This is a genomic window from Olivibacter sitiensis DSM 17696 (assembly GCF_000427965.1).
GTDB classification, from domain to species: domain Bacteria; phylum Bacteroidota; class Bacteroidia; order Sphingobacteriales; family Sphingobacteriaceae; genus Olivibacter; species Olivibacter sitiensis.
Window position 1 is genome coordinate 112,820 of the sequence record NZ_ATZA01000001.1, and the last position, 13,300, is coordinate 126,119.

Annotated in this window: 12 protein-coding genes; 4 read left to right on the forward strand and 8 right to left on the reverse strand. The window is 46.5% G+C overall.

The features are described from left to right. Positions 1-7: 7 nt before the first annotated feature. The 5 genes from A37S_RS0100515 to A37S_RS0100535 all read right to left on the reverse strand — a co-directional run bounded on the left by A37S_RS0100515 (position 8) and on the right by A37S_RS0100535 (position 3,279). Entirely contained in the window at positions 8-955 is a 948-nt protein-coding gene (locus A37S_RS0100515; protein ID WP_245586275.1) for an alpha/beta hydrolase, read from the reverse strand. A 19-nt stretch (positions 956-974) separates the two neighbouring features. Next, positions 975-1,370, reverse strand: coding sequence for a hypothetical protein (locus A37S_RS0100520; protein WP_157278278.1), 396 nt, complete (start codon positions 1,368-1,370; stop codon positions 975-977). A 68-nt stretch (positions 1,371-1,438) separates the two neighbouring features. Then, complete coding sequence (locus A37S_RS0100525; protein WP_028295301.1) at positions 1,439-2,233, reverse strand: TPM domain-containing protein; 795 nt, start codon at positions 2,231-2,233, stop codon at positions 1,439-1,441. Positions 2,234-2,243: 10 nt separating this feature from the next. Then, positions 2,244-2,687 (reverse strand): TPM domain-containing protein, encoded by a 444-nt coding sequence (locus A37S_RS0100530; protein WP_028295302.1) that lies wholly within the window; start codon positions 2,685-2,687, stop codon positions 2,244-2,246. Between the two features lie 13 nt (positions 2,688-2,700). Next, positions 2,701-3,279 carry a LemA family protein gene (locus A37S_RS0100535; RefSeq protein ID WP_028295303.1) on the reverse strand — a complete coding sequence of 193 codons (579 nt, stop codon included), beginning with the start codon at positions 3,277-3,279 and terminating at the stop codon, positions 2,701-2,703. A gap of 153 nt (positions 3,280-3,432) precedes the next feature. Between A37S_RS0100535 and A37S_RS0100540 the strand changes: the two genes are divergently transcribed. Continuing rightward, positions 3,433-4,977 carry an NAD(P)/FAD-dependent oxidoreductase gene (locus A37S_RS0100540; protein ID WP_028295304.1) on the forward strand — a complete coding sequence of 515 codons (1,545 nt, stop codon included), beginning with the start codon at positions 3,433-3,435 and terminating at the stop codon, positions 4,975-4,977. Positions 4,978-4,999: 22 nt separating this feature from the next. On the opposite strand, the gene porK is transcribed toward A37S_RS0100540, so the two are convergent. After that, positions 5,000-6,286, reverse strand: a complete 1,287-nt coding sequence (porK, locus tag A37S_RS25980; protein WP_051292606.1) for a T9SS ring complex lipoprotein PorK/GldK — start codon at positions 6,284-6,286, stop codon at positions 5,000-5,002. Between the two features lie 321 nt (positions 6,287-6,607). Here porK and A37S_RS0100550 point away from each other — a divergent pair, with 321 nt between their 5' ends. Beyond that, entirely contained in the window at positions 6,608-7,063 is a 456-nt protein-coding gene (locus A37S_RS0100550; protein ID WP_245586276.1) for an Hsp20/alpha crystallin family protein, read from the forward strand. Positions 7,064-7,166: 103 nt separating this feature from the next. Here the strand turns inward: A37S_RS0100550 and A37S_RS0100555 are convergent, their stop codons facing one another. Further along, positions 7,167-8,156, reverse strand: coding sequence for an aspartate-semialdehyde dehydrogenase (locus tag A37S_RS0100555; protein ID WP_028295306.1), 990 nt, complete (start codon positions 8,154-8,156; stop codon positions 7,167-7,169). 160 nt (positions 8,157-8,316) lie between these two features. On the opposite strand from A37S_RS0100555, the gene A37S_RS0100560 reads away from it, so the two are divergent. Continuing rightward, positions 8,317-9,915: a lamin tail domain-containing protein gene (locus A37S_RS0100560; RefSeq protein WP_169719410.1), complete on the forward strand. Its 1,599-nt coding sequence runs from the start codon at positions 8,317-8,319 to the stop codon at positions 9,913-9,915. Between the two features lie 99 nt (positions 9,916-10,014). Here the strand turns inward: A37S_RS0100560 and A37S_RS0100565 are convergent, their stop codons facing one another. Beyond that, a complete protein-coding gene (locus tag A37S_RS0100565) occupies positions 10,015-12,588 on the reverse strand; it encodes a zinc-dependent metalloprotease (protein ID WP_028295308.1) in 2,574 nt (857 codons plus the stop codon). Between the two features lie 202 nt (positions 12,589-12,790). Here A37S_RS0100565 and tpx point away from each other — a divergent pair, with 202 nt between their 5' ends. Then, a complete protein-coding gene (tpx, locus tag A37S_RS0100570) occupies positions 12,791-13,288 on the forward strand; it encodes a thiol peroxidase (RefSeq protein ID WP_028295309.1) in 498 nt (165 codons plus the stop codon). Positions 13,289-13,300: the final 12 nt, after the last annotated feature.

Genomic DNA, 13,300 nt, shown 5'->3' on the forward strand with positions numbered 1-13,300 from the left:
AGCTTTATTATTTTTTTCCAAAGCCCAATTGGTCGAGCCACGCTATGGCATGGACAAACCAATCATCGCTGGTGGTACGGTTGTGCAAGCCAAAACCGTGCCCTCCATTGGAATAGGTAATGAGTTTGTGGGCTATACCCTGTTTTGCCAAGGCTTCGTCAAAGTGTCTGCTATTGGCAATGGGGACGGCCGTATCGTCTTCGGCATGCACCAAAAAGGTAGGTGGGGTGTCCTTATCTACCTGCAATTCATTGGAATACAACTTTACATCCTCTGCACTGGCCGATTTGCCCAAGAGATTTTCCCGAGAGCCCATGTGCGTGATGCTGCTGTCCATACTGATGACCGGATAGATGAGCAACATGAAGTCGGGACGAAGAGAGATACCTCCCGTATCACCGATCTTGGAATCCTTGAAATGCGTACCTGCAGTGGAAGCCAGGTGACCACCGGCAGAAAAGCCCATGATCCCTATCTTGTTAGGGTCTATGCCGTAAGACGATGCGTTTTTGCGTACCAAATAAATGGCCTGCTGCGCATCTTGAAGGGCTCCGATACGCTTATCTTCCATAATAATATTGTTTGGAAGCCTGTTTTTTACAACAAATGCGGCAATGCCCCGTGCATTGAATGCTCGGGCCACTTCTTCGCCCTCATGTTGAAAAGCCAGGCCAACATAGCCACCGCCGGGAAATATGATGACAGCGCTGCCCGTAGTTCTCTCCCTGGGCGCAGGGTAATAGCGCATGGTGGGGACACTGATGCCGGTGACGAAGGCATTACTGCCATCGCGCCCATCCACTTTTTCCTTGAGTTTGACGGAGGCTGGTTTTGTGTTCGGTATTTTCCCTTCGGGATAGATGGGTATATAGTCGGACTCTTGGGCTTTCATGTTTTTTGCCTGGAAAATCATCGTCAGTAAACAGATGGAATAGATCAATATATGTTTCATCATATTAGGTTATTATTGGTCATCATTCAAGTGCTTTCATCAATAGCTGTCTACGGCTGACATGATCGAAGGAAAAGACCTTGTATTCCTGTTCTAGCAGGTCGTATAATGCAACGACTTTATGCCAAAGGGCTTTTCGCTGATTGTCATCTTCCATGAGCCCTGCCAGTTCATCTATAAAAGCGGCGAGCATCCGTAGCTCCTCCGCTTCGTATTGTCGCTGCTTCACCTCGAGCAAGAATATGTCAATGGGTGTACGGGATAAATAAGCTTCTGTCATGTCATAATAGTGAGTTAGTGTATCCCTTACCTCACTCAAGGCCAAGTCTTCCTTATCTTCCAATATCTGCCGCTTCACCTTGTCCAGCACGTGGCCAAGGAGCTGCATCTGGGCCATTAATGAATCTCTTTTTAGCATTTTTTCTATATATTCTATCTGTTGGGGCGTAGTTGTTAGGGCCTATGGCGATACGCCCCAACAATGATTTACCAGCTCCCACTAGCGCCACCGCCGCCAAAGCTACCGCCACCAAAACCGCCAAAACCACCGCCTCCGCCACCGAAGCCGCCCCCACCTCCGAAGCCTCCTCCGCCACGGTGTCCGCCGCGGCCTAGCCCTCCCAGCATGGTGAGCCAAAAGAGATCGGAACTACCTCTGCCCCCAATGACTTGGCCTCCACCGCCTTTGCCTCCGCCACCTCTGGAGAGGACAGCAATCACGATAATGACCAATATTACAAAGAAAAGCACGCCACCTATATTATTGCCACGGGAAGCTTTTTTCGGATCGGCCTTGAACTCGCCCTTGGTATAAGCTATGAGCGCATCAGTGGCCTTATCTATGCCCACAAAGTAGTCACCTTGCCTAAAGGCTGGTGTAATGATCTCGCGAATAATCTTAAAGGCGATGGCATCGGGTACAGCTCCTTCCAGTCCATAGCCCGTTTGTATGGTCACCTTGCGGTCGTCCTTAGCGACCAGCAACAAAATGCCGTTGTTCTTTCCATTGCTGCCAATGCCCCATTTCTGGGCCAGCTGCACGCCGTAGTCGGCAATGTCATAATCGCCCACCGAGCGCATCACTACTACCGCTATTTGATTGGACGTACTATCGTCAAATGCTACCAGCTTGCTTTCTAGAAATTGTTTCTCATTGCTACTCAAAGTGTTGGAGTAGTCCGTCACCAGTGTTTTTGACTGTGCGGGAAAATCCTGCGCCGATAGCCATGGAGAAGACAACAGTAAGAAAAAGGAAAGTAACAGCCGGAATAAAATGCGCATGGATATTGGTTTAATCTTTTTTCTGTTTGTCTAGGAATACGATTTCGTTTGGCAGCTCATTTTTGTTGTCTTCCTGAGAAGGGAAAAGAACCTGCAATTTTTCGCCTACACATGCAATGCCCGCCAGTATGCCATTGGTGAGGTGATCTTCCTTGAAGTGAACAAGCATTTTTTGCTTGGTGTCTTCCCAGAAGTTGCTGCCAACTTGTTCATGGATACCCTTGTCGCCGATGATGGCAAACTTATGGTCATTCATTGACATATAGATAAGTACTCCATTGTGGAGGTTTGTTTTGTGCATACCCAAGTTGTAAAAGCTCTCCCGAGCACGTTCCATGACATCGCCCGGACAATACTGCTCTATACATACTCGGATCTCACCAGAGGTGTGCGCTTCCGCTTCGCCAATGGCTTGGGCTATCTGCTCCTGCTTGTGCTTGCTGAATATATCCATAGAAAATTTGAGCTTAAAACGACACTGTTGGGGCTTTGTCAGCTCCGGCACTTGATTGGAAATAGCCTTTTGCTTTGAAGCCAAATATCCCTGCCATTAGATTATTAGGGAATGCCCGTATGGTCGAATTGTACTGTTGCGTGGCTTCGTTAAAATTTCTTCTGGCTACTGAAATCCTATTTTCCGTGCCTTCCAGCTGAGCTTGTAAGGCCTGAAAATTCTCGGTAGCGCGCAACTGAGGGTAGTTTTCTGCTACAGCCATTAGCCTGCTCAACGAACCCGACAAGGCGTTCTGCGCATCTTCGAATTGCTTGATAGCTTCTGGCGTCAGTTCGCTGGCGTCGATATTGATAGAAGTTGCCTTCGAACGGGCTTCTATCACTTGGGTAAGCGTTTCCTGCTCAAAATTGGCAGCACCCTTTACGGTATTGACCAAATTCGGGATAAGATCGGCACGGCGTTGGTAGGCATTCTCTACTTCGGCCCACTTAGATTGTACGTTTTCATCCAACTTGACCATGGTGTTATAACCACATGAACTCAAGGAGAAAAGAGCGAAGAGCCCTACAATACCAAAAATAAATCTTTTCATTTTTTCTAATTTGTTGTTTTGATAAACTGATAACAGTTTGAAGCGAATAAATTAAGGCAATTTTTACTTGAAAATCGAATAATTTGTGAAAATCATTTTTTTGTTACTATTTCTTAACTTTGTGCTTTCTGCGATAAAAACGTAGCAAATAGCATGCAAAAAGAACTGGAACTTGCCATTCTTCCTGAAAAAATGGAAGATTTGGTTCACATCAAGATGGAAGCTGCCAAAAAGGCTGGGCTTTCTCCCAAGCGTATCTTGGGAGTCCGTATAAGAAAACGGTCGATAGACGCTAGGGGAAAGCAAGTGCTCTACCGCGTGCGCGTATTGCTCTTCATAGATGAGCCGGAACCAAATTCCACCTTTGAAGTCAGCTATCCAATGGTATCCGATGTATCACCTGTTATTATAATCGGAGCCGGACCCGCAGGACTTTTTGCCGCTCTTCAATGTATAGAGAATCACCTGAAGCCGATTGTGATAGAACGTGGCAAGGATGTGAAAGAAAGGCGAAGGGACCTCGCTCTATTGAACAAGGAAGGAATAGTAAACGAAGATTCCAATTATTGCTTTGGTGAAGGTGGGGCAGGGACTTACTCGGATGGCAAGCTTTATACGCGATCCAATAAAAGGGGCGACATAGAAAAGGTATTGCAGATTTTCGTAGCCCATGGTGCCACCGAGGATATCTTGGTAGACGCCAGGCCACATATAGGTACCAATAAGCTGCCGCACATCATAGAGCGCATGCGTCAAACTATCTTAGAACATGGAGGCGAAATATGTTTCAACAGCCGTGTGGTAGATATCGTGGTGGAGCAGCAGCAAGTAAGAGGTGTCGCGTTGGCTACGGGAGAGGAAGTGCGTGCAGATAAGGTGATTTTGGCCACTGGACATTCTGCCAGAGATATTTTTGAACTGTTCCAAAAAAAGCAATGGGAGGTTGAGGCTAAGGCCTTTGCCCTGGGCGTCCGCATTGAACACCCTCAGTCCGTTGTAGATCGTGTGCAATACCACTGTGATGTGCGAAGTGAATTTTTACCGCCGGCCTACTACAGCTTGGTGGAGCAGGTAGAGGGACGAGGCGTATTTTCCTTTTGCATGTGCCCTGGAGGTATCATCGCTCCCTGTGCCACGGGACAAGGAGAGGTTGTAGTCAATGGGTGGTCGCCTTCCAAGCGTAATAATCCCTATGCCAATTCGGGTACAGTGGTACAGATCAACCTAGAGGATGTGCCAGGCAGCAGGCAAGATGCTTTTGCCATGCTTCGGTTCCAACAAGCGGTGGAGCGAAAAGCTTTTGAGCTGGGTGGAGGTGCGCTGGTGGCGCCGGCACAGCGGATGGTCGACTTTGTGGAAGGGAGAATATCCACAGACTTGCCAGTCAATTCATATAAACCTGGACTCAGTTCAGCAGACCTAAAGGAGGTATTGCCAGGCTTTGTGCATAGTGCATTGAAGGGGGCCTTACCCTTGTTTGGACAGAAAATGAAAGGCTACTATACCAATGAAGCCGTACTGGTGGGGGTAGAATCGCGCACTTCCTCACCCATACGCATACCTCGGGATAAGGATACGTTGCAGCATCCGCAAATAGTAGGACTATATCCATGTGGTGAAGGTGCTGGCTACGCTGGGGGCATCGTCTCGGCGGCCATTGACGGAATCAATTGTGCCAATGCCTGTATAGGGTGCTGACCTTTACAGGCATTGACAAAGCTTATTTCAGTTTATACTTTCGGGTCTTCACTTGATCCCCGGGAAGCTCGAATGCCGGCATCACGCAACGAAAACCTATGTATGAACGGGGCATATCCTGCTCCTCGTAATTTCTGGTGTCGCTATTGAGCATGGGACCAGGATCTTTCCACGAACCACCTCGTACTACCTTCCTTTTCATCAGAGGGTTGGCAGAGTCCGGTACATCGTGCAATAGCACGGGATTAAGATCGTTCACAAATGCCGTAGCCGATGGACTGTAGGCATCCAATGTCCACTCGCTCACGTTACCCGCCATATTGTAAATGCCAAAGGCGTTGGGAGTATAGGATTTTGCAGGCAGCGTAAAGGTAGATCCATCTCTGGAATAGGTACCTTCACCTTGTTTGAAGTTAAGGGCAAGTCTTTCCTTTCCCGTTTTTTTGTGTTCAATGGTTTTTACCGTTCGGTCTGTAGTGTCCATAGGGTCAACCTTTCCTTCTGCGGCATATTGCCATTGCGCTTCCGTAGGCAGGGAGAAGATATAGTCATAATCTCTAAGGATCGGGGTCTTTTTAAGCTCTGCGGCTAGCATTGACCCTTTCCAGTCGGCATATGCTCGGGCTTGCTTCCATGTAACTCCTACTACGGGATAGTTTTCGTATAGCTTATTGATAAAATAATTTTGGTCCATGGTCTGCATTTGAGAGTTGGGGAAGTCCTGCGACCAAACATCCACCTTGGGCAATACGGGAATCTTCTCATGTACATAACGTCCCGTTGGCTGTCCCGTCATCTCGGCGTAGTGTAAATCGTACTTTACCTTCTCGGGATCCAATACTTTAGCACCGCCCACTGAAATAAACATCCCCTGTAGTTTCTGCTTCTCATCCGGTGTCCCATTTTTATACAGCGGGGAGCGTTTGCGTATCTTGCTCCAGTCTATAAAACGGGAGGAAGAATCGCCACCGTTTGATTTGAGGTAGTAGCTGTCGTCCTTTAAATAGTCCGCAATGGCGATTGAATCTGCTACCCAATAAACAAATTGACGATATTGACTGTTGGTTACCTCCGTTTTGTCGATAAAAAAAGCAGTGACGCTGACGTAGCGCCTGATGGCAGCGCTATCGTCCATGTTTTTGTAAAGGACGGATCCAGACGGCACATACACCATTCCCGGCGGCGTGGGCAAGGACCTTCTCGTATATGAAGGTGTATTTGGTATGTCCGTAAACTTGTTGGACTTACAGGCTCCCAAAAACAGGGAAATAAAAAACCCTAGAAAATATAAATAGCTGTTTCGATTCATTGATCTGCTCAAATTCGTGTGATTAAGGCTACATGTAATTTGATGCTGCAAAGTAACGAATTACAAAAGCAATATCAAACTCCAAAATATAGTACGCTGTGAGGCACCAATAATGTTTTCAAAGCAGCATGTTTTGGTTGTTGCCAAGCGGCAAAATGACAAGATGTTAAATCTCTTGGGGACAAAAAGTCAGTTTTTGATGTTATTTTGTCATTGCTGGGCGCTTGTATGCATTGGCATATTTATTGATTTCACATAGGCGTAATTGATCTTCATTTTAAATGACTTCAATGTTTATTGGTTTAATTAAAAAAGGAGGTTATGATGACACTTATCAAAAGAAATGGAAACAGTTTATCTGGCGTTCCTGCGTTGTTCGACGATTTTTTCGCCAGTGATTTCTTCAATTGGGGTAGCAACAGTCGTTATTCGGCCTTAAGCGCTACATTGCCCGCCGTTAACATCAAGGAAACTGATGACCATTATGAGGTGGAAATGGCTGCTCCGGGCATGCAGAAGGATGATTTTAAGGTAGAACTTAACGGCAATACCCTGACAATTTCTTCTGCCAAAAATGATGAAAAGAAAGAAGAACTTGAAGGCTATAGCCGGCGGGAATTTAGCTGTCAATCTTTTGAGCGTAATTTCACTTTGCCAAAAGATGTGGTAGACGAAGACAAGATTGAGGCCCATTACGAAAATGGATTGCTTCGGCTTAGTATCCCAAAAAGGGAAGAAGCGAAGAAAAAAGCACCTCGTCTTATAGAGATTTCTTAATAGATTTATTAAACAACGTTTAAGCAAATGGGGCCCGTGATGAAATCGCGGGCCCCATTTGCTTGCAGAGACAATTCCTTAATTATCTTTAGATAATAGGTGATTATACCAATCCTTTTTCTACCAAATATTCGGCAATTTGTACGGCATTGGTAGCAGCTCCCTTGCGTAGATTATCTGCCACTACCCAAAGGTTCAAGCTATTGTCTTGACTTTCGTCTCTACGGATACGACCTACAAACACTTCATCTTTGCCATGCGCATCTTTGGGCATCGGGTATTTTAGGTTTGCAGGGTCGTCTACTACCACGACACCAGACTGCTGAGCCAATAGCGTTTTTACGTCGTTTATGTCAAAGTCGTTCTCGAACTCAATGTTGACCGCTTCGGAATGGCCACCCATCACGGGGATGCGAACAGTGGTAGCCGTTACACGAATGCTATCGTCGCCCATGATCTTGTTGGTTTCCTTGATCATTTTCATTTCTTCCTTAGTATAGCCATTCTCCTGGAATACGTCTATCTGTGGAATGACATTCAAATCGATGGTATATGGATATGCCTTTTCGCCCTCCTTGCCTGCACGCTCGTCCATCAATTGCTGCACAGCTTTTACACCCGTACCGGTCACGGATTGATAGGTAGAAACCACTACACGCTTGATCTTGTATTTCTCGTGCAAAGGTTTCAATACGACGACCATTTGTATGGTAGAGCAATTGGGATTGGCGATAATCTTGTCCTCGGCAGTCAGCACGTGGGCATTTACTTCCGGAACGACCAATTTTTTCGTAGGATCCATGCGCCAAGCGGACGAATTGTCTACCACGGTAATGCCAGCCTCTGCAAATTTTGGGGCATATTCCGTAGAGGTACCTCCGCCAGCGGAAAATAAGGCGACATCGGGCTTCTGGGCAATCGCTTCGTCGGGTGTCACCACCTTGTACTTCTTTCCCTTGAACTCGATTTCCTTACCCTTACTTTTCTCAGAGGCAACCGGAATCAATTCATCTACAGGGAAATTGCGCTCTGCTAATACTTTTAACATCTCCGTACCTACAAGGCCGGTAGCGCCAACGACAGCAATTTTCATTTTTTTGTTTTTCTTTTTTTGTTAATCGATAATAAATTTTTACTTTGAAAACTCGAACGCCAAACATACAAAAAATACATAGATCTCTTATAGTCGGCTTTTATTTTTTGTGCATTGGTTTTCAGTGTTTTGATCTTACTTGTAATTAACCTTTATGGATATGATCAGACAAAAACTCTCCCTTTTGGGCTTATTGGTATTTATGTTCTTCTTGTTTGCCAGCGTGGCTTACGCCAATCATAAGCATGGTGAAGAAGATGAACAGAAGTTGTTGCCAAGCGAAATGAATTACCTTGTTTTTCTGGATACCTTCGATGATGTATTGGAAAACTCTTGGGTGGGCGACAGGCAGTATTTCACAACCGCTAGCCATAGCCTCGCCGCTATGGGGTCTTACCTCTCACCTATTTCATTGCTTCGGCCAAGTAGGCGATTGCTAAATACGGCTTGGGAAATGGGCGTTCGTATGTCGGGGTCTTTTTCTTCCGAAACCTACCTGCGCATATACCTAGCTAGTGATGACGCCAATATCAAACGGGCGCATAAGAGTTATCAACTACAGATCTCGGGCGACGACGGCGCTGTTATTTATCAGCTGTGGCATCAAAATGGGTCTGGTAAAACATTACTTTATGAGAGTAAGACGGCAAAAGAAAGCCCCTCCTTTTTCAAGGCTAGGATACGAATAGCCTGCGATATGGAAGGAATATGGCGGTTGTGGTTGGCTGATGGTGACAACGGAGCTTTTCTGATCCTGCCCAATACAGCAGAAGATGGTGATATACCCAATATAGATCCTCTCTTTAATGTGGCCTACACAGGCATTCAGTTTTATTATCTGCCAGCTAGGCAACAGGACCTCTTACTGGATTATTTCCTGATGCGCAAACTGGGTGAGGAATCCGATGAACAGATCGCAATAGCGCATGAAGAGGTCATCATCAATGAACTGCTCAGCAATCCCTATAGTGGGGGTGTGGAGTTTGTGGAACTTTTCAACCGCTCACAGCGGGTGTTGGACATCGGTGCGCTCTACCTGGCTAGGGAGACCAATGGGAGGTTAGAGCAGTTTAGACCCATTGCCCGAAATGGGCTGTTGCTGCAACCAAGGGCTTATAAGGTTCTGAGCGTTAATAGTGAGCAAATTAGGCAATACTATTATACGCCAGATGAAACGGCCTTGCATGAGATGAATATGCCACAAATAAATAATAATGAGGGACATATACTACTTGTGCGATCGGATAGTGCCATTGTGGATGATTTGCGCTACCACTCAGGCATGCATTCTCCTTTCATGAACAACGCTAAGGGCGTTTCGCTCGAAAAAATTGATCCAAGCAGATCTTCTTCCGAATCCAGCAATTGGGCATCGGCTTCCTCTGCTGCAGGCTATGCTACTCCCGGATACAAAAATTCGCAAGCGAGCGACGGACTTTATGAAACAACATTGTGGCTTACGAGCAGGACCGTTTCTCCAGATGACGATGGTTTTGAGGACAAATTAGAGCTGAATTATGTATGGGATAAGGAAGGTGTGATGGCCAATGTGTGGATATATGACGACAAAGGAAATGTGGTGAAAGAACTAGGGCATGCCTATAGCATGGGGACCGAAGGCATAATTGTATGGGATGGCTTTACATACCGGAGCGAAAGAGCAAAAATGGGACTCTATATCCTTCATCTGGAGACCTATCACATCGATGGATGGCGAAAGGTGTACAAGTTCAGTTTTGCCGTAGCTTATAGGCAGTAAGCAACGGTTCTTTTACTCTGATTACACCGTATACAAAAAAGAAGCCGCCTCATAATTGACTTATGAGACGGCTTCTTTTGAAATAAGAACTTCTCTTCCTTACTTGGGCTCCAGCGCTTGCTGGATACGTGCTGCCAAATCTTGCAAATGGTATTTGCTCAGACTGTCGCCCATAGCTGGTGTAGCATTCTTTATCTTGGTTTGCAATGAGATCAATTGCCCTCTGGCGATACTGCTAATGTCGGACTTGGTGGGGTCTGGCATACGCTCGCGCAGAGCGGCAGGGGGTGGGCTCAACAAGGCAGCAAGATTATCCACATAGTTTTTCTGCAAGTTACGCTTAAAGATATCGATCGGTTTTCTACTTGCCAATTCGCCCCAGACGCCTTTGTCCAGATCTGCAAACAAGTTATCTATCGTATAAGCGTTTTTACCTAACTGTGTCTCCGCTTTCAGGATATTGCCTAGGTTTCTGGCCGATAGCAAACGGGAGACGGTACTGTTTTGTACCCTGCCCACCGCAGCTACAGGATCGGTACCGGAAAGGTCGGCTATTTGGTAGTCTACCAACCATGTAGGTGTACTGAATACTTCCTTGTTGAGGAAGGCCATGGCCCTGCGTTGCTTTTCGACAGGCGTGAATTCATAAACAGTACCTTGTTGCTCTACCGTTTTAGGTGTTTCGTAGATACCACCCACATTTTTGGCTACATGGCCTGCATAACGGCCAAATTGGGTGACAACTTGTTCGTACATGGTGGCAAGACCTTCGTATTTTTCGTTTGCTTGCTTGGTCCATATCGTCAAATTCGGCACTATGCGTTGCAGGTTTTTAATACCATAGCTGCTGGCCAGCATGGCGTCGTCGCCCAAGTCCTCGTTTTGCGAGCGGGGATCGTCCGGATTGCTTTCTGTGCCAAACCAGTACTTGGGATCATCGGCCTTGGCTAGTATCCATTTGTTGAGTGTAGGTGTTTCTTCAGCGGCGCTTTTGGCATCTGGAATGAGCTTATACCCCCATTCGATGGCCCATTTGTCATAATGGTTGATACGCGGGTACAGATCGCTGCCCGATATGCCGTCGCCAGGCTGCGCCACATAGTTGAAACGCGCATAGTCCATGATGGAGGCGGCATGGCCGTTTTCCTTGATCCAATTGGGATCTCTCAATTTCTCTACTGGATAGGCAGAGCTGGAACCGTAGTTGTGGCGTAGCCCCAGGGTGTGCCCCACCTCATGCGAGGAAACGAAACGGATGAGATCACCCATCAGCTCGTCGTCAAATTCCATTTTGCGGGCCCGCTCGTCATTTGGCGAAGCTTGTACGAAATACCAGTTGCGCAGTAGTAACATTACGTTATGGTACCAATTGATATGGCTTTCGATGATCTCGCCACTGCGGGGATCGTTTACATTTGGTCCGCTCGCGTTGGGAATATCCGATGGTTTGTAGACAATAGCCGCATAGCGAGCGTCTTCCAAGGACCATTCGGGGTCTTCTTCTGGCGTGGGGGCCCTTTTGGCTACGATGGCATTCTTGAATCCAGCTTGCTCAAAAGCTTTTTGCCAATCGTTGACACCTGCAATGAGGTACGGCACCCATTTTTCCGGTGTGGCAGGGTCAATATAGTAAACAATTTGTTTCTTTGGTTCTACCAATTCGCCACGAAGGTATTTTTCCATATCCTCTGCCTTGGGTTCCAAGCGCCATCTGGTAATGAGCGATTGCCGTTTTACGCCCTGTGGGTTGGCATCAAAATCAGTATAGCCTACAGCAAAAAAACCTACCCTGTTGTCAAAGTAGCGGCCCTGCATGGGTACCTTGGGTAGCAATACCATGGAAGTGTTCAACTCAACGGTAGCCTCACCGCCAGACATTCCGGCGCCTCTCGCGGCAGGGGCACCACCCGCCCCGCCAGCACCTCCTTGGGGAGGGGTCTTTGCATAAGTTTTTACTGTCTTGATTTCCGTGTTCTGCGGATAGGAACTGACGCCACCGATATAGGAACGGTCTTTTTGTAACTGACCCAATCTCAAAGAGGTCTTGGACGACGAGCTGAAAAAGAACACGTCATTGTCGCCGTCAATGAAGGCAGTCATGTCAATAATGACGCTTTTGTTTCCCTTGCCGAAAGCTGTAACGTCAAAACTGCCCACAATAGGCTGTATGTTGGAGTTCATCACGGCTCGGTACATGGCCTGCGTGCTGTCTGAGCGTTCGGAGAAAGATATTTTCCTCAAAAAGACCTTGTTGTTCGGTCCCTTGTCAAAACGGATAACATTGCGGTTGATCTGGTCGCCCGCATAGCCACTCATGCCCGAACGAAGGTCTGCCGCCGATTTTGAAAGACGGTTTACCACCAGAATGTCCCGGTTCAGTAAAGAATCGGGTAGTTCAAAATAGTATTTGTCTTCCTGAAAGTAGACGTTGAACATCCCGCTATCAATCTTGGCGTCCTTTTTTATAAAGGCATCGAATTTCTTGGGTTCCACCTTGCGGGGGCCTTGTTGGCCAGCAGGTCTTGCAGAAGTATCCCGCACTGTGCCAGGACCAGTCGCTGCTGCGGCCGAGGCAACAGACTTTTGCTGGGTTTTTTTCTTGGAAGAGCAGGCAGGGACAGATAATAGTATTGCTGCGCTAATGCCGGTGATAAATAGAGTTTTCTTCAACATTTAGTGTATAAGTTTGTATAATATTTTAGATGTACTAAGTTTAGGAGGTAAAAGTACTTTTTCGCCGGAGGATTGCGTCCATTTGTTGTCAGGATTTCTGTAAAAATGATGTTGCAGACGGGAATGTATAATCCAATAGAAATCGGGTATTTTTTGTTTATGTTTGACAAGGTTTAAAATAGAATTTCATAAAAAAGAGAATATGGCAAAAGTAACATTAAAGGGAAATGAGATAAGCACGATAGGTGACTTGCCCCAAGTTGGAACAGTAGCACCTGATTTTATCTTGGTAGCGGTAGATCTTTCTGAAAAGAAATTGTCGGATTTTGCAGGCAAAAAGATTATCTTGAATATTTTCCCTAGCATCAACACTGGTGTCTGCGCAGCATCTGTGAGGGAGTTCAATAAAGATGCAGCAGCCCTGGACAATACCGCGGTATTATGCATATCGAAGGATTTGCCTTTTGCTCAGGCTCAATTTTGTGGAGCGGAAGGAATAGAGAATGTGGTTATGTTGTCCGACTTTCGTTCCGACTTTGGCAAGCAATATGGTGTCGAGTTTGTTGATGGACCACTGAAGGGATTATTAAGTCGGTCTGTGGTGGCACTTGATACAAACGGCAAAGTATTGTATGCCGAACAGGTTCCTGAAACGACGAATGAACCTAATTATGAGGCGGCATTGGCTGCGGTTAAATAAGGAACATGCGTT